24 protein-coding genes are annotated in these 22442 nt (G+C 71.5%); 10 read left to right on the forward strand and 14 right to left on the reverse strand.

Going from position 1 to position 22442, the window contains the following annotated elements:
* Positions 1 to 58: 58 nt before the first annotated feature.
* Positions 59 to 829 carry an aminoglycoside adenylyltransferase domain-containing protein gene (locus tag ACZ7CF_RS12800; protein WP_470369623.1) on the forward strand — a complete coding sequence of 257 codons (771 nt, stop codon included), beginning with the start codon at positions 59 to 61 and terminating at the stop codon, positions 827 to 829.
* A gap of 535 nt (positions 830 to 1364) precedes the next feature.
* On the opposite strand, the gene ACZ7CF_RS12805 is transcribed toward ACZ7CF_RS12800, so the two are convergent.
* From ACZ7CF_RS12805 to ssd, 9 genes are all read right to left on the reverse strand, one after another.
* Entirely contained in the window at positions 1365 to 1985 is a 621-nt protein-coding gene (locus ACZ7CF_RS12805) for a bifunctional DNA primase/polymerase (protein WP_458429667.1), read from the reverse strand.
* 194 nt (positions 1986 to 2179) lie between these two features.
* Positions 2180 to 2629 carry an Rv3654c family TadE-like protein gene (locus ACZ7CF_RS12810; protein WP_458429668.1) on the reverse strand — a complete coding sequence of 150 codons (450 nt, stop codon included), beginning with the start codon at positions 2627 to 2629 and terminating at the stop codon, positions 2180 to 2182.
* On the reverse strand, positions 2626 to 2925 hold the full coding sequence (locus ACZ7CF_RS12815) for a TadE family type IV pilus minor pilin (protein ID WP_360385140.1): 300 nt from the start codon (positions 2923 to 2925) through the stop codon (positions 2626 to 2628). The genes ACZ7CF_RS12810 and ACZ7CF_RS12815 overlap by 4 nt, the downstream gene beginning before the upstream one ends.
* Positions 2926 to 2935: 10 nt before the next feature.
* Entirely contained in the window at positions 2936 to 3097 is a 162-nt protein-coding gene (locus ACZ7CF_RS12820) for a DUF4244 domain-containing protein (RefSeq protein WP_458429669.1), read from the reverse strand.
* A gap of 13 nt (positions 3098 to 3110) precedes the next feature.
* On the reverse strand, positions 3111 to 3638 hold the full coding sequence (locus ACZ7CF_RS12825) for a type II secretion system F family protein (RefSeq protein ID WP_470369624.1): 528 nt from the start codon (positions 3636 to 3638) through the stop codon (positions 3111 to 3113).
* Positions 3635 to 4399 (reverse strand): type II secretion system F family protein, encoded by a 765-nt coding sequence (locus ACZ7CF_RS12830; protein ID WP_470369625.1) that lies wholly within the window; start codon positions 4397 to 4399, stop codon positions 3635 to 3637. The genes ACZ7CF_RS12825 and ACZ7CF_RS12830 overlap by 4 nt, the downstream gene beginning before the upstream one ends.
* Positions 4393 to 5499 carry a TadA family conjugal transfer-associated ATPase gene (locus tag ACZ7CF_RS12835; protein WP_470369626.1) on the reverse strand — a complete coding sequence of 369 codons (1107 nt, stop codon included), beginning with the start codon at positions 5497 to 5499 and terminating at the stop codon, positions 4393 to 4395. Before ACZ7CF_RS12835 ends, ACZ7CF_RS12830 begins: the two co-directional genes overlap by 7 nt.
* Positions 5496 to 5618: a hypothetical protein gene (locus ACZ7CF_RS12840; protein WP_470369627.1), complete on the reverse strand. Its 123-nt coding sequence runs from the start codon at positions 5616 to 5618 to the stop codon at positions 5496 to 5498. The genes ACZ7CF_RS12835 and ACZ7CF_RS12840 overlap by 4 nt, the downstream gene beginning before the upstream one ends.
* 897 nt (positions 5619 to 6515) lie before the next feature.
* Positions 6516 to 7550, reverse strand: a complete 1035-nt coding sequence (gene ssd / locus ACZ7CF_RS12845; protein WP_470369628.1) for a septum site-determining protein Ssd — start codon at positions 7548 to 7550, stop codon at positions 6516 to 6518.
* A gap of 437 nt (positions 7551 to 7987) precedes the next feature.
* Here ssd and ACZ7CF_RS12850 point away from each other — a divergent pair, with 437 nt between their 5' ends.
* From ACZ7CF_RS12850 to ACZ7CF_RS12865, 4 genes are all read left to right on the forward strand, one after another.
* Complete coding sequence (locus ACZ7CF_RS12850) at positions 7988 to 8782, forward strand: HAD-IB family hydrolase (protein ID WP_360385128.1); 795 nt, start codon at positions 7988 to 7990, stop codon at positions 8780 to 8782.
* Between the two features lie 651 nt (positions 8783 to 9433).
* A complete protein-coding gene (locus tag ACZ7CF_RS12855) occupies positions 9434 to 11086 on the forward strand; it encodes a glycoside hydrolase family 3 protein (protein WP_470369683.1) in 1653 nt (550 codons plus the stop codon).
* Complete coding sequence (locus ACZ7CF_RS12860) at positions 11083 to 12291, forward strand: exo-beta-N-acetylmuramidase NamZ family protein (RefSeq protein ID WP_470369629.1); 1209 nt, start codon at positions 11083 to 11085, stop codon at positions 12289 to 12291. Before ACZ7CF_RS12855 ends, ACZ7CF_RS12860 begins: the two co-directional genes overlap by 4 nt.
* 7 nt (positions 12292 to 12298) lie before the next feature.
* Positions 12299 to 13822, forward strand: coding sequence for a serine hydrolase domain-containing protein (locus ACZ7CF_RS12865; protein ID WP_470369630.1), 1524 nt, complete (start codon positions 12299 to 12301; stop codon positions 13820 to 13822).
* Here ACZ7CF_RS12865 and pdxR read toward each other — a convergent pair.
* On the reverse strand, positions 13805 to 15142 hold the full coding sequence (gene pdxR, locus ACZ7CF_RS12870; RefSeq protein WP_470369631.1) for a MocR-like pyridoxine biosynthesis transcription factor PdxR: 1338 nt from the start codon (positions 15140 to 15142) through the stop codon (positions 13805 to 13807). The genes ACZ7CF_RS12865 and pdxR overlap by 18 nt on opposite strands.
* Before the next feature lie 50 nt (positions 15143 to 15192).
* Between pdxR and ACZ7CF_RS12875 the strand changes: the two genes are divergently transcribed.
* The 3 genes from ACZ7CF_RS12875 to ACZ7CF_RS12885 all read left to right on the forward strand — a co-directional run bounded on the left by ACZ7CF_RS12875 (position 15193) and on the right by ACZ7CF_RS12885 (position 17540).
* Positions 15193 to 15639 carry a carboxymuconolactone decarboxylase family protein gene (locus tag ACZ7CF_RS12875; protein WP_360385120.1) on the forward strand — a complete coding sequence of 149 codons (447 nt, stop codon included), beginning with the start codon at positions 15193 to 15195 and terminating at the stop codon, positions 15637 to 15639.
* Between the two features lie 72 nt (positions 15640 to 15711).
* Positions 15712 to 16632: a MurR/RpiR family transcriptional regulator gene (locus tag ACZ7CF_RS12880; RefSeq protein ID WP_360385118.1), complete on the forward strand. Its 921-nt coding sequence runs from the start codon at positions 15712 to 15714 to the stop codon at positions 16630 to 16632.
* Positions 16629 to 17540 carry an N-acetylmuramic acid 6-phosphate etherase gene (locus ACZ7CF_RS12885; protein WP_470369632.1) on the forward strand — a complete coding sequence of 304 codons (912 nt, stop codon included), beginning with the start codon at positions 16629 to 16631 and terminating at the stop codon, positions 17538 to 17540. Before ACZ7CF_RS12880 ends, ACZ7CF_RS12885 begins: the two co-directional genes overlap by 4 nt.
* Here the strand turns inward: ACZ7CF_RS12885 and ACZ7CF_RS12890 are convergent.
* The 3 genes from ACZ7CF_RS12890 to ACZ7CF_RS12900 are packed head-to-tail and all read right to left on the reverse strand — an operon-like array spanning position 17529 to position 19578.
* Positions 17529 to 18653 (reverse strand): globin domain-containing protein, encoded by a 1125-nt coding sequence (locus ACZ7CF_RS12890; RefSeq protein ID WP_360385114.1) that lies wholly within the window; start codon positions 18651 to 18653, stop codon positions 17529 to 17531. The genes ACZ7CF_RS12885 and ACZ7CF_RS12890 overlap by 12 nt on opposite strands.
* An 11-nt stretch (positions 18654 to 18664) precedes the next feature.
* Positions 18665 to 19099, reverse strand: a complete 435-nt coding sequence (locus tag ACZ7CF_RS12895; RefSeq protein WP_360385112.1) for an RrF2 family transcriptional regulator — start codon at positions 19097 to 19099, stop codon at positions 18665 to 18667.
* Positions 19100 to 19137: 38 nt separating this feature from the next.
* Positions 19138 to 19578 carry an Lrp/AsnC family transcriptional regulator gene (locus ACZ7CF_RS12900; protein ID WP_355559845.1) on the reverse strand — a complete coding sequence of 147 codons (441 nt, stop codon included), beginning with the start codon at positions 19576 to 19578 and terminating at the stop codon, positions 19138 to 19140.
* 106 nt (positions 19579 to 19684) lie between these two features.
* Between ACZ7CF_RS12900 and ACZ7CF_RS12905 the strand changes: the two genes are divergently transcribed.
* Both ACZ7CF_RS12905 and kynU read left to right on the forward strand, forming a co-directional pair.
* The gene (locus tag ACZ7CF_RS12905; protein WP_360385110.1) at positions 19685 to 20500 is read left to right on the forward strand and encodes a tryptophan 2,3-dioxygenase; all 816 of its coding nucleotides are present in this window, start codon (positions 19685 to 19687) and stop codon (positions 20498 to 20500) included.
* The gene (kynU, locus tag ACZ7CF_RS12910) at positions 20497 to 21597 is read left to right on the forward strand and encodes a kynureninase (protein WP_470369633.1); all 1101 of its coding nucleotides are present in this window, start codon (positions 20497 to 20499) and stop codon (positions 21595 to 21597) included. The genes ACZ7CF_RS12905 and kynU overlap by 4 nt, the downstream gene beginning before the upstream one ends.
* Here kynU and ACZ7CF_RS12915 read toward each other — a convergent pair.
* Positions 21587 to 22315, reverse strand: coding sequence for an oxidoreductase (locus ACZ7CF_RS12915; RefSeq protein WP_470369634.1), 729 nt, complete (start codon positions 22313 to 22315; stop codon positions 21587 to 21589). The genes kynU and ACZ7CF_RS12915 overlap by 11 nt on opposite strands.
* Positions 22316 to 22442 lie beyond the last annotated feature (127 nt).

Below are 22442 nucleotides of genomic sequence, written 5' to 3' on the forward strand. Positions count from 1 at the left end.
GACGCGACGCTCTGCCGCGCCCGTCCCCCTTCTCGCCACGGGTTCCTTGGAGTCTGCCTTGTTCACGCCGTTTGCCGACCTCGACGCACTGCTCGACGACTTCGTCGCGTCGGTGCGCACCATCCTCGGCCCCACCTACGTGGGCGCCTACGTCCAGGGCTCGTTCGCCCTCGGCGCCGGGGACGTCCACTCCGACTGCGACTTCATCATCGCCTGCACCGAGCTGCCGTCCGGTGCCGCGCTGGAGGGTCTGCGGGTCCTCCACGACGAGATCCTCACCCGGCCGGGCCGCTGGTCGACGGAGATCGAGGGTTCGTACGCCGACGTCGACTCGCTGCGGTCGGTCGCCAGTCTTGGCGTTCCGTGGCTGTTCAACGACCACGGCACCCGCACGCTGGAGTGGGACCTGCACTGCAACTCGCCGCACGCGCGGTGGATCCTGCGCAACCACGGCATCGTGCTGGACGGCCCGCCGATCGAGTCGCTGGTCGACGAGGTCCCGCCGGAGGCGCTGCGGTCGTCGATGCGCGCCGCGCTGCCGCACGTGCTGGAGGGGATTCGCGGCTGGGCCCCGATGGGCAACGCCTGGACGCAGCGCTACATCGTCGCCGCGTACTGCCGGACACTCTACACCATCCACACCGGGGAGGTGGAGTCGAAGCGCGGCGCGCTGCTGTGGGGGTTGAAAATGCTCGATCAGCGGTGGCACCCGCTGATCGAGCAGGTCTTGGCGGACCGGGACCTCGGCTGGGACGCCGACGCGGTTCCTCGTCCGGGGAGCCTGGAGCAGACCTTCGCCTTCGCGGCCTGCTGCGAGCTCCTGTTGTAGTGCTTCCCGCGGGGTCTGCGGGGTCGCCCCCGCAACAGGCACTGCGAGCTGCGGCGAAACCGCGTCAGCGGTGAGCAGCATTGCCTGCTTCGTGGGCGCGCGCCGCGGGCTCACGGGTACCCGCGGCGCGCGCTCTCCACGTGCCGAACACTGTGTTCCCGCCTGCTACCGCATCTCGACCGGATCCCGTGGAACATCGGCGGAATCTGGTTGTCCGTCCGAGCAGGACACGCGGGAGGCGACGGTGTCGACTGCTGTGGGACGAACTCCGGGGAGGAGCCGGCTTCGCCGATCGCGGCAGCGCAGGTGCTCTGCCACTAACGTTCCTCGGTCCGGTCGTGTTGCGGGAGGCTGTCCTTCGGGGTGCGTGTTCGGCTTTTCTGCCCTCTCCTGCGACCTCCCCCGAAGTGCGGGTGCGGAGGCAGGTCGTCGGATCGGGCTTGGTGGAACGGCCGTGCAGGGCATCGCCTTCGGGGTTGTCGGGGAGAGTCCACGACGACACCCAGCACGGCCGGGCTCTACATGTAGTTGTGTGTCAGACGGTTTCGAGCTGGAAGCGGGCCGGGGCGTGCAGCGCCTCGGCGAGCGCGTCCTGCACGACGTGCGCGTCCGGCAGGTTCCAGCCGCAGATCGACGGCTTGACCCGCCAGTGCACGACGCCGTGCGCCATCGGGGTGGGCGGCAGCGGGATGTACTCGCCCTGGCCGTACAGGTGGACGTCCGAGTTGTTGGCCAGCTCGGCGTTCAGCTTCGAGCCGGACTTCACCATGAACATCCACCGGCCGGACGGGGTCGCGGCGATCGGCACGGGAACGCTGATCGACCGCAGTGCGACGGCCGCGCGGCGGCCGAGGTCGGTGCCGACCTCGATCGCGTCCACCCCGTGGCCGGTGGCGAGGAGGAGGCTGTAGGAACGGCCCGCCCACCAGGTGGCGACCTGGTCGGACCGGGTGCCGACGCGGTCGACCCAGTCGCGGTGGACCGGGATGGGACCGTGCAGCTCGAGCCCGCTGCGGCCCGCCCACTGCGTCACACCCTGCTCGGAACCGGCCGGGTACGTGCCGGGCAGGACGGGCCAGCCGCGGTACGCCAGGCTCACGGCCTCCGCACGCAGTTCGATGCGGAAGGCCCCGCGCCAGCTGTCCGACCAGTCCATCTTCCTTCGCCTCCAAGGCTCTTGGCTCGACATCGACGTGGTGCCGGTGTTCGTAGGACACCGCGTCGGTGCCGCCACTACAACTAACGACACCGGGGCCGGGCTTGGTAACCCCCGCCTCGACAACTGGTCGGTACGGCACGGCGAGCGTGCTTCGGCTGAACGGGGAACCGAACTGTCAACAATTGGTTCGATCACCGTTCAGCATGTCCAGGCACGGGTGTGAGTCCGCTCACCGCCGATGAACGACCGCTCGTCGTGCTCCAAACGCTCTGATCTTCAGCCGGACCTGCTCTCGACCGAGCACTGACCGGGCCGAACGGCGTAGCCGCCGACACCTCGACGACCACCTCCCACCCGTTCACCGCACACGAGCCGAGCTCGCCACCGTTCTGCCGCGCAACGCGTTCCGCCTGCTCACACGCGTGCTGATCACCTTCGGCAAGACGAGCGGCAGCCGCGAGGGCGGCCAGATCGGCGGCGCCGGTCACCCGGTGCCGTGCGATGACCGCCGCGCCGAACTGCGCACCCGCCGCTGTGACGACGACCAGCAGCAACATCGCCATGACGCCGCTCACCGCAGCCGATCCGCGCTCACCGCCAAGCGGTTCGCCGCTCGTCCCGCCGCTCGTCCCGCCGTTCACCGCGGCTCCACGACGGCGAACGCGGTCGCGGTGAGCAGCACGCCCAGCGGTCCCCGCTGCCGCACGAAGACGCGCACGGCATCGCCCTCGTCCTGGAACTCCGCCGTGGCACCGGGTGCGATCTGCGCAACGGCTTGGACCCCGCGCTGCCGTTCGCCGCGCGCCGACAACCGCGCCGCCTCGCGCGCCGCGTCCGTGCACCGGATCTGCTCGATCACCGCCGTGAGGCTCGCGGCCGCGAGTCCCATGGCGATGAGCAGTGCGCACACCGCGACCGCGGCTTCCACCGTGACCATGCCCCGGTCGTCAGACCGCCGACAGCGCACGCTGTATCAGCCCTTGCAACAGGTTCTGCACGAAGTCGCTCGTCACGACCGCGTAGATCACGCCTGCGAGCGCCGCCGCAGCGAGCGTGCCGATCGCGTACTCGACCGTGCTCATGCCGCTGTCGTCCTTGAGCAGTTCCATCTCGTTCGCCCTTCTAGTGGAGGATCTGGCCGGCCAGCCCCAGCACCACCGGCAGCACGCCGAGGCACAGGAAGGCCGGCAGGAAACACAGTGCGAGTGGCGCGGCCACGGCCACCGCGGCCCGCTGCGCCTTCGCCTCGGCCTGGTCGACGGCATCGGCGCGCGTCCGTTCGGCCAGCTCGGCGGCCTGCTGCGCGAGTGCCGCCCCTGACCGCGCGGTCCTGCGCGCGGCCCTGGCCAACGCCGCGGTCGCGGGGTCGTCGAGCGCCGTCGCCCACGCCGTGACCGGGTCCGCACCGAGCCGCAGCAGCTCCGCGACCCGGCCGAGCCCGTCGACGCGGACCGCCGCGATGGCCGTCGGTACCGGCAACCCGGCTTTGAGGCACGCGGCCAGCAGGTCCCAGGCGGCGGCCCGTTCGAACGGCCCGTCGGCCTTGCGCGGTGCGGGTGGCGGGTCGTCGGCCCGTGGCCGGAGGCGGTCGAGGGGACGTCGTGGCGGAGGTGCGACGAGCACCGCGAGGGCCAGGAGCAGGTAGGTCATGGCTCGGTGATCCGTTTCGTCCACCACAGGCCGGTCGCCAGGAGCACCGCGCCGGCGACGAGCAGCACCTGACCGGCCGGGGTGCCGGTGAGGACGCCGAGCGGTCGTGCTCCGCTGAGCTCGCCCAGCAACACTCCGAACACCGGGAGCCCGGCCAGGACCAGCGCACTCGCCCGCGGGCCTGCCATGCGGGCCCGCACCTGCCGTGCGAAGGCCAGGCGCCGGTCCAGGTCCGCCTTGGTCGCGTCCAGCACGTCGGCCAGCGCGACCCCGTGCCGGGCGGACACGTGCCAGGCCCTGGCGAGCTGGTCCACCGCGGTTCTGAGCAGCGGCTGGTCCAGCTCCCGCAACGCCCTCTCGACGTCACCGCCCCGCCTGGACGCGGCAGCCGCGGTCCGCAGCACCTCGTTCGCCGGCGCGGGCGTGTCCTGGGCGGCGCCCTCCGCTGCCGCTGCCGCGTGGGCCCCGGCCCTGAGCTCGTCGACCACGCCGCCTAGTCCGTTGCTCAACGCCTCGGTCGCGGCGTTCTGGGAGCGCTCTCGCCTGATGCGCCTGACGATCCGCTCGACGGTGACGGCGACGACCGCCGCGGCGAGCAGACCACCGAGGCCGGTGGTCAGGTAGACCGCCACGGCTGCGGCGAGCACCCAGAACCACTTCGGCACCGGGACTCCGCGGGCGGTGGCGGGTCTCAGTCGTCGGATGGGCTTGACGTGCGGCCACACCAGCAGTGCTGTCGCGAGCAGGAGCAGGCCTACCACGGCTTCTCCTTCCACCCGTGCTCCTTCGTCCACAGTGGATGGACGACGAGTCCGTTCTCCGTACGGCTGAAGGCGCCGATCTCGGCCAGTTGTCGTTCGCCGGTGTCGCAGCGGCGCATGTGCAACACGAGCCGGACCGCCGCGGTGACCTGGCTGTGCAGCGCTTGGCGGTCAAGCCCCGCCAGCGCTCCCAGCGCTTCGAGCCGGGCGGGCACCTCGGCCGGTGAGTTGGCGTGCAGGGTCCCCGCGCCACCCTCGTGGCCGGTGTTGAGCGAGGTGAGCAGCTCACGCACCTCCGCGCCCCTGACCTCGCCGACGACGATCCGGTCCGGCCGCATCCGCAACGCCTCGCGCACCAGCTCGCGAACGGTCACCTCCCCCGCGCCCTCGACGTTCGGCGGGCGTGCGACGAGCCGCACGAACTGCTCGTGATCCGGGCGCAGCTCGCCGGCGTCTTCCACGCACACGATCCGTTCGTTCGGCGGCACGCACCCGAGCAGCGCGGACAGCAACGACGTCTTGCCCGAGCCGGTGCCGCCCACCACGAGGAACGCCATCCGCCTGCGCACGACGGCCTTCAGCGTCCCGGCGATCTCCGCGTCGAACGTGCCGAGGTCTTGCAGCGCCTGGAGGTCGTGGGTCGCGGGGCGGAGGACGCGCAGGGACAGGCAGGTGTGGTCGGCGATCGGCGGGAGCACCGCGTGCATGCGCACCCCGCTGCCCGGCAACCAGCCGTCGACGCACGGCGAGGCGTCGTCCAGCCGCCGACCTGCGGCAACCGCGAGGCGCTGGGCGAGCCGGCGGACGGCGTCCTCGTCGGGGAAGACGACGGCCGTGCGGCGCAGGCCGTCCGGGCCGTCGACCCAGACCTGGTCGGGTGCGGTGACCAGGACGTCGGTGGTGCCGGGGTCGGCCAGCAGCGGGTCGAGGGGGCCGGTGCCGCTGAACTCCTGGCGCAGGACCTGCAGCGCTTGCAGGACATCCGCGTCGGCGAGGACGCCGCCCGCCTCCGAGCGGACCGCTTGGGCGACGACCGCAGCGGTCATCTCGGCGTCGGTGCCCGCGAGGCGGTGGCGGACGCGGTCGATGAGGGTGCTCATGCCGGGGTCGCCGGTCCGGGGCGGTGGGGGTGGCGGGCGTGGCGGCCGTACGGGATCTCGTTCGCGCGGTGGGTGAGGCGGAGCCAGGTTTCGGAGCACCAGGCGAGGAAGCGGGTCATGGGGAGCTCCTTCTGGGGTGGGTGGTGCGGGACGGCGGGAGTGGGCGGGGATGGCGAGGGCTGGGCTGGGTGGCAGGGGCGGGCGGGTGGCAGGGGCCGGGGCGGGCTGGCAGGGGTGGGTGGCAGAGAGCGGGGTGGGTGGCGCGGAGCGGGCGATGCGGAGGCCGGCGGAGCGCCGGGTGAGACGAGGGCAGGGGCGCGGGGCGGGGTTGCGAGGGCCGGAGCGAGGGCGGGGGTCGGGGTGGCGGGAGCGGAGTGGCGGGAGCTGAGTAGCAGAGGACGGGATGGCAGAGGGCGGGATGGGTGGCGCGGAGCGGGCGATGCGGAGGTCGGCGGAGCGCCGGGTGAGACGAGAGCAGGGGCACGGGGTGGGGTGGCGAGGGCCGGAGCGAGGGCGGAGGTCGGGTGGCGGAAGCGGAGTGGCGGGAAGCGGAGTGGCGCGGGGCGGGCGATGCGGAGGTCGACGGCGGCGCAGGGTGAGACGAGGGCGGGGTGAGGCGCGAGGACGGGTGGCGGGCAGCGGGCGAGGGCCGGTGCAGGGCGAGGGTTTGGCGCGCGGTGCGCGGGGCCGGGACGGTGGGTGTGGCGTAGGCCGGTGCGGTTGGTGGCTGGATGCGTTGCCAACGCGGGAAAGGCGGTTGGTGGCGTGCGAGAACGGCCTTGGTCGCGCGCCGCCCACGCGCGGGGAGGCGGCCGCGGGCAGGGCGGCGCTCTGCGGCGCGGAAGCGTTGGTGTGCGGCGGTTCGCGAAGGCGCGGCGGGGGCGGGTCAGGGTGGGGGCTTCACGAATTTGTACGGGGGTTTGGTGGTGCGGCCGTACAGGGCGAGGTTCAGCAGCATGCGGGCGTAGGTGCGGATGCGGAGGGAGAGGTGGAGGCGGGGCATCGGGGGCGGCCTTTCAGGGGTGGAGGGACTGCAGGATGAGGCGGGCCGTGGTGGCGAGGGGGCCCTTGGGGTTGCGGGGGAGGTGGCCGCGGTCCAGGGCGGCGGGGAGGCCTGGTTCGGGGCGCATCTGGGTGAGCAGGGGGAGGCCGACGGCGGCGGCGATGTCGGGGGCGGACAGGCCCGAGGGGGACGGGCCGCGGACCACCAGGCGGGTGGGGGTGCCGTGGGTGCGGAGCAGGGTGGCGACGCGGGTGGCGGCGGCGGTGGCGCGGAGCTCTGCGGGGACGACCAGGACCGCGAGGTCGGTGCGGGAGAGGGCGGCTGTCGCGGCCGGGGTGGGGTGGCGGGGGAGGTCGCAGACGGTGGTGCAGCCGGAGCGGCGGGCCGCGTCGAGAACTGCGGACACGGCCTGCGGTTCCGGGGGTTCGGCGGTGCGGTCGCAGGACAGGACGCTCAGTGCGCCGGTGGTGGGCAGGGCGGCGCGCAGGGAGGACATGGGGACGCGGCCGCCGGAGCAGTGGACGGAGGGCCAGCGGGCGCCGGTGGCCGACTCGGCGCCGAGGGTCAGGTCCAGGCCGCCGCCGAGCGGGTCGCAGTCGACGAGCAGGGTCTCGGTGCCGGTGGTGGCGGACTCGCGGGCGCAGGCGGTGGCGAGGACGGAGGCGCCGGCGCCGCCGCGGCCGCCGATGACGGACAGGACGCGGCCGGCGTCCGAGGGCGGGCCGTCGCGGACGTCCGTGAGCAGGGTGACGAGGGCCTCGGCCTCGGTGGGGAGCTCCAGCAGCGCGGCGGCGCCGACCGCCACGACCAGGGGCCATGGCGGGTCGCCGCCGTGCACGACCACGACGCCGGGGCGGCGCGGGAGGTCGGCGGCCACGCAGGCGGGCAGTGCTGCGGCGTCGAGGACCACCAGCGGCGCGGAGTGCCAGGACAGGCGCAGCGCGGGGACGTCCGGGGCGCAGGACAGCGGGCAGTCGGCGGCTGCCGCGAGGCGGAGCACCTCGTCGAGCAAGTGCGGGTCGGTGAGCAGGGCGAGGGGGTGGGTCATGGGATGAACGGTCGTCGGTCGTGATGAACGACACAACGGGGTGAAGATCGAGATGTGGACGAATCGCGGGATGTGGACAAGTCGCGATCTTCAGGCGTCGGCGGGCCCGGAACTGTCGGGGGTGTGTGCGACGCTGGGAGGTCGGGCCGCGGTGGCCGCAGAGGTCCAGTCGAGGTCACCGGGAAACGTGCCCGGGATATGGGACGACCCCCGCCAGGGGGGAGGGACGGGGGTCGTCAATGGTTCAGTCCCGGGGGGTCGGACTGAACCCGTCCGTCGAACCGGACTCTCCTACTGTATCCCCATGCGCCAGTGCCGCGCGCAACTTCCGCTACAGCCGTGGGGCAAGTTTCGGTAACCGTGCGGCAACACCGTTTTGTCCACCGGCGAAATGCCGCCCGAACGGCCTACTGACCAGTACACCTAAGCTGAGTCCCATGAGCCGGACCGCCGCCTTCTTCGACCTCGACAAGACCGTGATCGCGAAGTCGAGCACGCTGGCGTTCAGCCGTCCCTTCTTCCAGGAGGGGCTGATCAACCGCCGAGCGGTGCTGAAGAGCGCGTACGCCCAGTTCGTGTTCATGCTGGCCGGTGCGGACGCGGACCAGATGGACCGGATGCGCGCGCACATCACGGCGCTGGCGGCGGGCTGGGACGTCGAGCAGATCCGCAGCATCGTGAGCGAGACCCTGCACGACATCGTCGACCCGCTGGTCTACAAGGAGGCGACGCAGCTCATCGCCGACCACAAGGCGGAGGGCCACGACGTCGTCATCGTCAGCGCGTCGGGCGAGGAACTGGTCGCCCCGATCGCACAGCTGATCGGCGCGGACCACTCCGTCGGCACCCGGATGGTCGTGAACGGGGGCCGCTACACCGGTGACGTCGACTTCTACTGCGCCGGCGAGAACAAGGCGGTGGCCATCAAGCAGCTCGCCGCAGAACGCGGGTACGACCTCGCCACCTGCTACGCCTACTCCGACTCGGTGAGCGACATCCCGATGCTCGAGGTCGTCGGTCACCCGAACGCGGTGAACCCGGACCGCGGCCTGCGCCGGATCGCCGTCCAGAAGGACTGGCCGGTGCAGGTGTTCTCGGACCCGGTGAGCCTGCGCTCGCGCATCCCCACCCCGTCGGGCAGGACGGTCGCGGTCACGGCCATCAGCCTCGGTGCCGTCGCCGCCGCGGGGGCCGCCTGGTACGGCCTCCGGCGCAAGCGCAAGGGCGACTAGTCAAGGCTCGCGACCCGAAGAACAGCCATCGGGACGCGTACCGAGCAGTAGCGGCAACGGCCCGCACACGTGGTGTCCGCGTGGGTGCACACGTCTGCCCCGACAGCGGTACCCGGACGCCGGCACGACCGCGGAAACGCTGGAACGCCAGTGCTTTCACTACTGAACGTGGCTTGACCGGTGCACCCTTCCGAGCCCTTGCTGTGACCGGGCCCACGCACTTAAATAGGTGGTGCGGACCTCGGGTCGGCCAGGGACCTGGCGAAGAGGAGCCAGACTCCACCCCGGCGGAGCTCCGTGCGCGGACTTCGAGTACCCACGCGCAGCACGCCGCGGGAGGCTTGTCGTCTAGGGCCTGCGTACCGGGACGCCGGACGCCGAGGCCAGGGTTGTACGACACGAGTTGCACGCTTGGTAACTCGCAAGCCCGCGCTGAAGACGGGGCGCCCCATTCGTGGGGCGCCCCGTCTGCTTTTGTGTGAAAGCTCCGCGCGGACCCTGTGAAGAACTCGGCGCGTCGCCGGAATGCGCTCCCGTTGACCCATAGGCTTGGCGTCACTAACTTGCATAACAGGCCTGTTATCTCGTGGGAAGATCACCGGGAGGCACGACACCGTGCGGAAAATCGCCGCGCTCACCCTGGCCACCGCGATGCTCACGCTCGTGCCGGTACCGCGAGCGGACGCTTCGGTGATCACGCTGGGCGGCATGTCGCTGGAGGAGAAGGTCGGCCAGCTGTTCGTCACGTTCGTGAACGGCCAGGCAGCCGACGTCGCTCACCCGAAGAACCGGACCGACTTCGGCGTCGACACGCCCGCGGAGGTGGTGCGCAAGTACCACCCCGGCGGCGTCATCTACTTCAACAACTCCTCGCGCGACAACATCGACACCCCCAGGCAGATCGCGCAGCTCTCCAACGGCCTGCAGAAGGCGAGCAGCGTCCCGTTGCTCATCTCGACGGACCAGGAGATGGGTCTCGTCACGCGCATCGGCCCGCCGTTCAGCCAGCTGCCGGGCAACATGGCCCTGGGCGCGGGCCGGTCGGCGGAGGACGCCGAGGAGGCCGCCCGCATCACCGCGGCCGAGCTGCGCTCGATGGGCATCAACCAGAACTTCGCGCCGGACGCCGACGTCAACTCCAACCCGGCGAACCCGATCATCGGCGTGCGCAGCTTCTCCAGCGACCCGAAGCTCGCGGCCGACATGACGAGGGCGCAGGTCGAGGGCTACGAGCAGCGCTGGTTCAGCCCCACCTCGGTCACCGCGACGGCCAAGCACTTCCCCGGTCACGGCGACACGTCCGAGGACAGCCACACCAGCCTGCCGGTCTCGAACCGCACGCTGGAGCAGTGGCGGGAGATCGACGCGCCGCCGTTCAAGGCCGCCATCGCCGCCAAGGTCGACTCGATCATGACCGCGCACATCCAGGTGCCGCAGATCGACCCGTCCGGCAACCCGGCCACGCTCTCGCCGCGGGTCATCACCGGTCTGCTGCGCGAGGAGCTCGGTTACGACGGAGTGGTCGTGACCGACTCGCTGGAGATGGCCGGTGTCCGCAAGCTGCACTCCGACGCCGAGATCCCGGTGCTCGCGCTGAAGGCGGGCGTCGACCAGCTGCTGATGCCGCCGAACCTCGGTCTCGCGATCAACAGCGTCATCGCCGCCGTGCGCAGCGGTGAGCTCTCCGAGCGGCGCATCGACCAGAGCGTGCTGCGCATCCTGAAGATGAAGCTCCTGCGCGGTGTCATGCTCAACGCCCAGGTCGACGCGGACGCGGCCGACCGGGTCGTCGGCTCCAACGCCGCCAAGGCCCAGCTCATCACCGACCGCACCATCACCGCGGTCCGCAACGACGGCCAGGCGCTCCCGCTGCAGGCCACCGCTCCCCTGGTCGTCGGCACCGGCGACGCACCGGTCGCGGCCCTCGCGACCAGGCTCAAAGCCGCCAAGGTCGTCACCGCCACGAGCCCGACACCGGCGCAGACCCAGCAGGCGCTGACGGCGGCCGCGAGCGCCGACAAGATCGTCGTGCTGACCAACAACCTGAGCACCCGCCCTGCCCAGCTCGACCTGCTGGCCAAGCTCGTCGCCACGGGCAAGCCGGTCGTCGCGGTGGCCACCGGCAACCCGTACGACGTCGCGCACACCGACGCGAAGACGTGGCTCGCCACCTACTCGACCACGGCGGTGTCGATGGAGTCGCTCGCGAAGGTCCTGCTCGGCGAGGCCAAGCCGCAGGGCAAGCTGCCCGTCGCGGTGCCCGGCCCGACCCCCTACCCGTTCGGGCACGGGGTGACCTGGTGAGGCGACGGCACTTCCTCGCAGCCGGCGCGGCCCTGTCCGTCCCCCTCGCCACCACCGGGTCCGCGGCCGCCGACCGCAGGCTCACGACCGGCGCGCAGCGGCTGGCGCAGGACGGCTGGCGCAAGCTCAAGGGCCGCAAGGTCGGCGTGCTGACGAACCCGACGGGCGTGCTCACGGACCAGACGCACATCGTCGACTCGATGGTCGCGCACGACGCAAAGCCGACGGCGGTGTTCGGTCCGGAGCACGGGTTCCGCGGCACCGCGCAGGCCGGTGGTTCCGAGGGCGACTACCGGGACCCGCGCACCGGCATCCCGGTCTACGACGCGTACGGCGCGAACGCCACCAAGCTCGCGGCGATGTTCGCCAAGGCCGGCATCGACACGGTCGTCTTCGACATCGCGGACGTCGGCGCGCGCTTCTACACCTACATCTGGTCGCTCTACACGGCGATGCAGGCCGCGTCGGGCCTGGACTTCGTCGTCCTCGACCGCCCGAACCCGATCGGCGGCAGGGCGAACGGCCCGCAGCTCGACCCCGCGTACGCCACCGGTGTCGGCCTGAAGCCGATCGTGCAGCAGCACGGCATGACCGTCGGCGAGCTGGGCCGCTTCTACGTGGGCGAGTTCGGCGTCAAGACCCGCCTTGAGGTGGTCGACGTCCGCGACTGGCGGCGCGACCAGCTCGACACCGGCCTGCCGTGGGTGCCGCCCAGCCCGAACATGCCCACGCGGGACACCGCCCTGGTCTACCCCGGTACCTGCCTGTTCGAGGGCACCGTGCTGTCCGAGGGCCGCGGCACCACCCGCCCGTTCGAGACGGTCGGCGCTCCCGGCGTCGACTGGCGCTGGGCCGAGGCGTTGAACGCGATGGACCTCAGGGGTGTCCGGTTCCGCGAGACCCACTTCTCCCCCACGTTCCAGAAGTTCCAGGGCCAGACCTGCGGCGGCGTCACCGTGTCCGTGACCGACCCGCGCGAGTTCGACGCCATCAGGGCGGCCGTCGCCATGCTCGTCACCGCGAAGTCGCTGTACCCGGGCGTGTTCGCGTGGCGGCCGGACAACTGGATCGACAAGCTCAGCGGTTCCGACCGGCTGCGCACGATGATCGACGCCGGGGCGACCGCGGACGACGTGGTGGGCGCCTGGCAGCCGGAACTCCAGCAGTTCCGCCGCACCCGCCTGCCCTACCTGCGCTACCGGTGAGGACGCCATGCTCATCCCCGCACTGGCCGTCGCACTCGTGACGGTCGCCATCCCCGGCCACTTCGACCAGCCGCAGGACGGTTTCGCGCACGAGCGGACGACGCTGCGCCCGTCCAACCCGTACTGGGCGCACCTCGACCCGGAGCCGATCAACACCGCCCTGCGCCAGGTCCGCGACTTCACCAGGCCGCAGGCGAACGGCAAGCCGCTGTTCCCCGGCGCCGTCACGCTGTACGTGCACGACGGCAAGGTCGTCACGCACGACCGCACCGGGTACGCCGTCCTCTACCGGGACCAGCAGACCGAGCTGCCGGAGTCCGACCGGGTCGCGATGCGCAAGGACACGATCTTCGACCTGGCCTCGATCTCGAAGCTCTTCACGTCGATCGCGGTGATCCAGCAGGTCGAGCGGGGCCGGGTCGACATCGACCAGCGGGTGGCGCATTACCTGCCCGAGTTCGGCGTGAACGGCAAGCAGGACATCACCGTCAAGCAGCTGCTCACCCACACGAGCGGCCTGGAGCCGTTCATCCCGCTGTGGTCGCGGTTCCCGGACGTCCCGAGCCGCATCAAGGGCGTCATGGACGTGCAGCCGAAGTCCACGCCCGGCAGCACGTACGTGTACTCCGACCTGAACCTGATCACGCTCGGCGAGCTGGTCCACCGGGTCAGCGGCAAGAGGCTCGACGAGGCCGTGCGCGACGGCATCACCCGGCCGCTCGGCATGGCGGACACCGGCTACAACCCGCGGGACAAGGACCGCACGGCCGCCACGGAGTTCCAGGCCTCCCCGCCGCGCGGCATCGTCCGCGGTGAGGTGCACGACGAGAACGCGTGGTCCCTCGGCGGGGTGGCCGGTCACGCCGGCGTGTTCAGCACGGCCCGAGACCTCGCCGTCCTCGGTCAGACCATTCTCAACGGCGGCACGTACGACGGCCGGCGCATCCTCAGCGAGCACTCCGTCGAGCTGATGCTCACGAACTTCACCCCGCAGTTCCCCGGCAACGCCCACGGCCTCGGCTTCGAGCTCGACCAGCGCTGGTACATGGGCGCGTTGAGCGGTCCCGGCACCGCGGGGCACACCGGGTACACGGGCACGTCGTTCGTGATCGACAAGGCCTCGCGCAGCATCGCGATCCTGCTGACGAACCGCGTGCACCCGTCCCGCGACTGGGGCAGCGTCAACCCCGCTCGCCGCGCCGTCGCCGACGGGCTGGCCGGTGCGCTCGCCGTGCAGTCGGGTGGGAAGCAGTGGCGGGCAACGACTTCCGGCGGCACGCTCACCGCGGACCGCCCGGTCGAGGTGTTCGTGGACGTCGACGAGGGCGACAGCCTGACCGTCCAGCACTGGGACGGCACGGCGTGGCAGGACGTCCGCACGATCACCACCACTGAGCGCCGATGGGTTGCCACAGAACAGAAGAAGACCAGGTTCGTCTACGCCAAGGCCGGTCAGTACAACGGCCGTGGCGTCTACGTCCACGCACGCGGCAACGTCACCGCCGAGGGCTGGTCAGCAGCACGCCGCTAGCGCCGAGGCGAACGTGTCGAGCGCCCGTGGGAACGCGGGCGCTCCGAAGCTCATGACCACCCCGGTCCGGTCGTCGGTGCTCGACGGATGCCGGAACCACGACAGCGGACTGACTTTCACGCCCAGGTCGCGCGCCTTCTGCACGATGGCCGTCTCGTGCGGGGTGTCCAGCACGGCGTGCATCCCGGCCGCGATGCCGGAGATCTCCACGTACGGCGAGACGGCCTCCACGAGCCGGGCGCGCCGCCGCTGGTACTTCAACCGCATCCGGCGCACGTGGCCGTCGTACGACCCGGACGCCAGGAAGTCGGCCAGCGTCAGCTGGTCCAGCATGCTGATGTGCTGCTCGCGGCTGGTCTTCAGCGCGAGCACCGGGTCGACGAACCGGTCCGGCAGCACCATCCACGCGATCCGCAACGCGGGCGTGAGCGCCTTGCTGGACGTCCCCAGGTAGACCACGTGCTCGGGGTCGAGGCCCTGCACCGCCCCGACGGGCTGCCGGTCGTAGCGGAACTCGCCGTCGTAGTCGTCTTCCAGCACAAGCCCGTTCACGCGCCGTGCCCACTCCACCGCCGACGCGCGCCGCCGTGGGTGCAAAGGGCCGCCCAACGGGAACTGGTGCGCGGGCGTCAGAACGCAGGTGCGCAGCTCGTCGGGCAGTTGTTCGGTGTTCGCGCCGTGGTCGTCCACCGCCAACGGCACGGTCGACGTCCACAGCGACCGGTGGAACCCCAGCCCGTATTCCTCCACGACCACCGGCGGCGTCAGCAGCCGGTCGAAGATCTGCACGGCGCCGCCGAAGCCGGAGCACACCACGATCCGCTCCGGGTCGGCCCGCACGCCCCGCGCCCGCGCCAGGTACTCCGCGAGCGCCGTCCGCAGCTCGATCCGCCCCTGCGGGTCGCCGGGCCCGAACGCCTCCGCCGGTGCCGCCATCAGCGCCCGCCGCGTCGAGCGGACCCACTCCGCCCGCGGGAACTCGGTGATGTCGGGCGTGCTGACGGTCAGGTCGTACCGCACGTCGTCGGCGACGACCCGGCGCACCACCTGCGGCGGCGGCGCGACCCGTTGCGCGACAACGGTTCCCGAGCCCTGCCGAGCGGTCAGCCAGCCTTCGGCCACCAGCTCGGCGTACGCCTCGGCCACGGTGTTGCGCGCGATCCCCAGGTCGGCGGCGAGCGAGCGGGAGGCCGGCAGCCGCGTTCCCGGTGGCAGGCGCGCGGACCGGACCGCGTCCCGCAGCGACGCCGTCAACCGCTGCCGCACCCCACCCGGACCGGACAGGTCGAGGTGGAAGTCAAGATTGGCCCACGATTCCACGACCAGATTGCACCATGTCGAGGGCCAATGAGCGCCCTAGTTTTGTCCACATGACGAACCGAATCGACCTCGCCAAGAAGGCGCCGAAGGTCTACCGCGCCATGATCGCCCTCGACGCCGCCGCCCGCGAGGGCCTCGACGAGCAGCTCGCCGAGCTGGTCCGCATCCGCGCCTCGCAGCTCAACCACTGCGCCTACTGCCTCAACATGCACACCGTCGACGCACGGAAGGGCGGTGAGACCGAGGCCCGCATCTACCTGCTCAACGCGTGGGAGGAGGCGGGCGACGTCTACACCGAAAAAGAGCAGGCCGCGCTGAGGCTCACCGAAGCCATCACCGTCCTGAGCAGCCACGAGTACGTCAGCGACGAGGTCTACGAGCGGGCAGCGCAGCACTTCGACGAGGAGGAGCTGGCGCAGCTCATCGCCCTCATCTTCACGATCAACTCGTGGAACCGGATCGCGGTGTCGACCAGGAAGAAGCCCGACGTCCGCTGAACGGCTGGCCGAGAGGGTGACTTTCGGACACACTCCGTTGACCCTGGGGGTGGCGGTTAGTAAGTTTCCCACGTGTCCACTGAGAGCAGTGCCGAGTCCAGTCCGCTGGTGAAGATCCGGTCGTTGCTGCCGGGTCTCGCGCGCGCCGAGCAGCGCGTCGCCAAGGTGGTGCTGGAGAACCCGGCGACGGTCGCTCACCGCAGCATCACCGAGGTCGCCGAGCAGGCGGGCACCAGCGAGACCACGGTGACGCGGTTCTGCAAGGCCATCGGCGTCGGCGGCTACCCGGAGCTGCGCATCGCGCTGGCCGCGGACACCGCCCGCAGCCAGGCCAGGGCCAACCACGACATGGGCGGCGACATCGGCCCCGGCGACGACCTCCGCCAGGTCGTCGGCAAGGTCGCGTTCGCCGATGCCCGCGCCGTCGAGGAGACGGCGGAACAGCTGGACGTGGAGTCGCTCGCGAAGGTCGTCGAGGCCGTCGCGGGCGCACGCCGCGTGGACGTCTACGGCTTCGGCGCCAGCGCGTTCGTGGCGTTCGACCTCCAGCAGAAGCTGCACCGCATCGGGCTGACCTGCTTCGCGTGGAACGACACGCACATCGCGCTGACCTCGGCCGCGGTGCTGACCGAGGCGGACGTGGCGGTGGGCATCTCGCACACCGGCTCCACCTCGGAGACCGTCGAGGCGCTGCGGGTGGCCCGCGAGACCGGGGCCACCACCGTGGCGCTGACGAACTTCCCGCGCTCGCCGATCACCGAGGTCTCCGACCACGTGCTGACCACGGCGGCGCGCGAGACCACGTTCCGCTCGGGTGCGATGGCGAGCCGCATCGCCCAGCTGACCGTGATCGACTGCCTGTTCATCGGTGTCGCCCAGCACCACGTGGACACGGCGAAGACGGCGCTGGAGGCGACCTACGAGGCGGTGTCCGGCCACCGGCTCGGAGCCAGACCGGACGGACGCCGGCGGCCGCGGGAGACGACTAAATGACCTCGCCCCGGAACGGTGTGGTGGTGCACGTGGAGTCTCCGACCGAAGGGCGGAACCCGCGCACGGCCGACATCGACCGGGTTCCCACGATCGACGTGCTGCGGATGATCAACGACGAGGACCGCACGGTCCCCGCCGCGGTCGCCGCGGTGCTGCCGGAGCTGGCGCGCGCGGTCGACCTCGGCGTCGCCGCGATCTCGGCCGGCGGCCGGGTGCACTACGTCGGCGCCGGCACCTCCGGCCGGCTGGCCACGCTGGACGCCGCCGAGCTGGTGCCCACGTTCAACGCGCCGTCCGACTGGTTCGTCGCCCACCACGCCGGTGGACCGGAGGCGCTGGTCCGCGCGGTCGAGGAGGTCGAGGACCACTCCGGTGCCGCCCAGATCCGCCGCCACGCCACCGCCGGGGACCTGGTCGTGGGCATCACGGCGTCCGGGCGCACGCCGTTCGTGATCGGTGCGCTGCAGGAGGCGCAGGCGCTCGGCGCCCACACGGTGCTGATCTCCAACAACGCCGCCGTGCCGATCACACCGGACGTGCTGGTCGCGCTCGACACCGGGCAGGAGGCGATCGCCGGGTCGACGCGGATGAAGGCGGGTTCGGCGCAGAAGCTGGTGCTGACCTCGTTCTCGACGGCGGTGATGGTCAAGCTCGGTCGCACCTACTCGAACCTGATGGTCAGCATGCGCGCCACCAACGCCAAGCTGCGCGGGCGGACGATCCGGATTCTGCACGAGGCCACCGGACTGCCCGAGAACGCCTGCGAGAAGGCGCTCGTGGACTCGTCCGGTGACCTCAAGGTCGCGCTGGTGCACCTGCTGTCCGGGGTGCCGACCGAACGGGCGGCCGCCGCGCTGGAGGACAGCAAGGGCCACGTCCGCGACGCGCTGGACCGGCTAGCCGGCTGACACGAGGTCCGGCCCGAACACCTCGTAGTGGACGTCGGTGACACCTGCGACGAGGAGCTGGGCCCGCACCGCGCGCAGGAACGGCACCGGCCCGCACAGGTACGCGGTCGTGTCCGGCGGGACCTCGATGCCGCTCAGGTCGACGAACCCGGTCCGCTCGGCCGGCCACTCCCCGATCGGCCGCTCGTAGAAGACGTGCGCCTGCCCGTCGGCGAGCTTCGCCACGAGCTGGCCGAGACCGGCGCGGAACGGGTGGCTGAGCTGGTCGCGGTCGCCGTGCACGGCGATGACCCGCCGCGGTGAGCCGGTGGCCGCGAGCTCGGCGAGCATCGAGATCATGGGCGTGCAGCCGATGCCGGCCGAGGCGAGCAGCACCGGGCCGTCGCCGGGCTGGAGCGTCACGTCACCGGCCGGCTGGCTCAGCCGCAGCGTGCTGCCCACCGGCGCGTGGTCGTGCAGGTGGTTCGACACCTCGCCGTCGCGCTTCACGGAGAACTGCAACGCGTCGTCGGTGCGCCCGGAAAGGCTGTACTGGCGGATCTGCCGGGCACCGTCGGGCAGCGGGACCTGCACCGACACGTACTGACCGGGCTGGCTCGCCGGCACCGGCCCGTCGACCGGTCTGACCACGAACGTCACCACGTCGTCGGTCTCCTGGAAGCGGGCGATCACCCGGTGGTCCTGCTGGCCCGTGGGCAGGAACCGCTCCAGGCCGATCAGCGTGTCGGCCATCAGCCAGTAGACCTCGCTCCAGGCGGCCGCGACCTCGTCCGACACGGCCAGGACCTCGGCGACGGCACCGAGGAGGTGCTTGTGCACCACCGCGTACTGACCGGGCGTGACGCCGACCGAGACGTGCTTGTGGGCGATGCGGCGCAGCATCGCGTCGGGCCGCTGCCCGGCGAGCAGGCCGGACGCGAAGGCCGCGACCGACCCGGCGAGCGCCTGGGCCTGGGTGCCGTTGGCCTGGTTGCCGCGGTTGAACACGTCCCGCAGCAGGATCGGGTGCTCGGCGAACATGCGCCGGTAGAAGAGCGTGCTGATCTCGCCGATGGCGGCGCCGACCGCGGGCAACGTGGCCTCGACCAGCTCGGCGGACTTCTCCGACAACATCGACGTGCTCCTCACTTCAGCCCCAGGCTGAGCAGAACCGGACCGGTGGGCCGGGCGACGAGGTCTCCGACGGACAACGGGTCGAGCGAGGCGTAGAACGCCTCCTGCGCCTGGCGCAGGGCGTGGCGCAACCGGCAGGCCGAGCTGAGCGGGCACCGCAGCTCGCCCTCGCAGTCCACGACGTCCCCGACGCCTTCCAGCTCGCGCATCAGCCGGCCGATCGACACGGCCCGGCCCTGCGCGGTGAGCGTCAGGCCACCGCCCCGGCCGCGTCGCGCCTCCACGACACCGAGGTGCTGCAGCTGCGCCACGACCTTCGCCGCATGGGTGTACTGCACGCCCATGACCGCGGCGACGTCCCGTGTGGTCGGGTGCTCCGAGCCGTCCACGACGGCAAGCCTCATCACGATCCGCAGCGCGATGTCCGTGCTCTTCGTCAGCCTCACCCGACCGAGGCTAGCTTAATTTGAATCTTAGATTCCACTTATCCCGGCAGCACCGGACGCCACGGGATCGGCGTGGACAGCACCATTGCGCTGGACGTCTCACCGTGCGACGCCAACCGGACGAGCAGGCGTTCCAGCTCAAGGATGGACGTGGTGACGACCTTCACCACCGAGCAGATGTCACCGGTGAGCCGCACGACCTCCACGACCTCCGGCAGGTCGTCCAGCAGCTCGGGGTGCACGGTGATGCATCGCGGCCCGTAGCACTTCATGCGCACCAACGCGACGACCGGACGCCCCACGACAGTCGGGTCGACCACGGCGCGATAACCGGTGATCGCACCCATGTTCTCCAACCGCCGCACGCGCTGAGCGACCGTCGGCGGCGACACGTGCACCCGCCGCGCCAGCTCGTTGTACGACAGGCGCGCATCCTCTTGGAGCGCCTCCAACAGGGCCTTGTCCACGTCGTCCAACATGAACGCAAAGCTACTCGGCTCTCTGCTTTGCGATTGGCAGAGATTTCTGCTGAACGCCTTTCGACGCCCATTCAGGTGACGCGCCCTTCGAGCCAGGATTGAGGGCATGAGCTGCCCCGTGTCCCCCAAGCTGGATTTCGGCGGCACCACGCCGTACGAGGACTACGTGCACGCGTCGGTGCTGCACACCCTTCAACAGCAGTGGTCCAAAGATCCCCGTGAGATGTCGTTCCTGGTCATCACGCAGGTGATGGAGCTGTACTTCGGCCTGCTCTGCTTCGAGTGGCGCCAGGCCCAGACCGAGCTGCGCGCCGACGACCTGCGCGCTGCCGTGCGCACGCTGCGCCGCTCCGACCTGCACCTGCAGGCGCTGTCCGCGGCGTGGCGCCCGATCGCGCGGATGACGCCGACCGAGTTCAACTCCTTCCGCGACGCCTTGGGCGAGGGCTCCGGCTTCCAGTCGGGCATGTACCGCGAGGTGGAGTTCCTGCTCGGCGAGAAGTCGGCGTCGATGCTCGTGCCGCACCGCGCCGTGCCCGCGATGCACGCGCAGCTGGAGGAGTCGCTGTCGAAGCCGTCGCTCTACGACGACGTGCTCGCGGCCTTGAAGCGCCGCGGTTTCGGCATCCCCGCCGAGGTGCTCGACCGCGACCTCACCAAGGCCTACGAGCCGTCCGCCGAGGTGGAGCAGGTGTGGGCGGCGATCTACCGCGGCGACGACCGCGACCTGCTGGAGCTCGGCGAGGCGCTGACCGACATCGCGGAGGAGTTCGCGCGCTGGCGCTACGACCACCTGCTCGCGACCCGCCGTTCGATGGGCGCGAAGGTGGGCACGGGTGGGTCCGCCGGTGTTGCATGGCTGGAGAAGCGCACCCAACGAGCGGTGTTCCCGGAGCTGTGGACCGCCAGGAGCTACGTGTGAAGCGTGAGCTGTTCGACCTCCCCGAAGGCGTCATCTACCTCGACGGCAACTCCCTCGGCGCACCGCCGAGGCACGTCGCCGCCCGGATGCAGGAGGTCGTTGCGCACCAGTGGGGAACGCGGCTGATCCGGTCGTGGTCCGAGGGCTGGTGGGAGGCGCCGCAACGGATCGGTGACCGGATCGGCCGGCTGGTCGGGGCCGCACCGGGGCAGGTCGTGGTCGGCGACTCCACGTCGGTCAACGTGTTCAAGGCGTTGATGGGTGCGGTGAAGGGCACCGAGCGCGGCGAGGTCGTGGTCGACGAGGCGACGTTCCCGACCGACGGTTACATCGCGGAGTCCGTGGCCTCGTTGACGGGCCTCAAGGTCCGGGCCGCACATCCGTCCTCTTTGGACCTCACCGGGGACACCGCGGTGGTGTTGCTCAACCAGGTCGACTACCGCACCGGCGAGCTGCACGACATGAAGGCGCTCACCGAGCAGGTGCACGCGGCCGGCGCGCAGGTGGTGTGGGACCTCTGCCACAGCGCGGGCGTGCTGCCGATCGCCTTGGACGAGCTCCAAGTCGACTTCGCGGTCGGCTGCACCTACAAGTTCCTCAACGGCGGGCCCGGCTCGCCGGCGTTCATCTACGTGCCGCACGCGAAGCAGGCCACGTTCGAGAACCCGCTGTCGGGGTGGAACGGCCACCGCGAGCCGTTCGGCATGAAGTCGTCCTACGAGCCCGATCCGGGCATCGCGCGGGCACGGGTCGGCACGCCGGACATCCTGTCGATGCTGGCGCTCGACGCGGCACTCGACGTGTGGGACGACGTGGACCTCGCCGAGCTGCGCGAGCGCGGGCTCCGGCTCACCGCGGTGTTCCGCGAGCGGGTCGAGGAGCTCACGGACCTGGAGGTGATCACGCCGGAGCGGCGCGGCAACCAGATCTCCGTGCGCTGCCCGGACGCCAAGGCCGTGATGGACGAGCTGATCGCGCGAGGTGTCATCGGCGACCACCGGCCGCCGGACGTCCTGCGGTTCGGGTTCGCGCCGCTCTACGTGACCGACGAGGACGCGGTGCGGGCCGCCGAGGTCCTGGCCGACGTCATCCGGTGAGCGCGGCGTCCGCGATGCTCCTGGCCTCGCGGGCGCCCGCCTCCAGCGACGAGCACACGAACAGGATCCACTGCGCCAGGCCTTCCAGTTCGCCCGACGCGAACGCCACGGACGCCGCCTCGTACTCCGCCGACCGGCGCAGGCACGCCACCTCCGGCACGCCGAGGCCCTTGGGGTCGAGGCCGGTGGAGATCGACGTCAGCCGGGCGGCGGCGCGGGCCACCACGCCGTTCGCGACGTTGAACGGGGCCAGGCCGAGCAGTTCGCCGTGCACGACCGCGACGAGCACGGGCGCGGGCACCGAGGTGCCGCCGGTGACGAGCGAGCCGAGCAGGTCGAGCCGCTGCGACACGTCCTGTGCGACGCGCGGCCGGCCGACCTCCGGGGTCAGGTCCGCCGCGGCGAGGACGTGCAGCCGCGCCAGCGCCTGCAGCGGTGCGCGCTGCCAGACGGCGACCAGGCCGCCGAGCGCCTCCGCGATCCGCAGCGAGCCCGCGAGCACCGGGTCGGAGACCTCGCCGGACTCCGGGATCTCGGTCGGGCCGCCCTCCAGCGCCGCCGACGCCCGTGCCGCGCGGACGGACGCCTCGGCCGCGGTCGTGGCCCAGCCGCGCAGGTTCACCCGATGGCGGTGCACCTGGAAAACGGCGTCCTTGGCCGCGTTCGCGGCGTCTGCGACACCGGGCAGGGAAAGCAGCGGGGCGAGGGGATCGGTCACGGTCGCGCAGAGTACCTGACCAGGTGAAACGCGTGACCCAGCTCACTGGGCGACCGTTGAGCGCGCAACTTCGCCCGTTCAACGCGCCACACGTGCCTGGACCAGACAAAACGGGTTACACAGTGAC

Source organism: Lentzea sp. NPDC036955 (genome assembly GCF_055608005.1).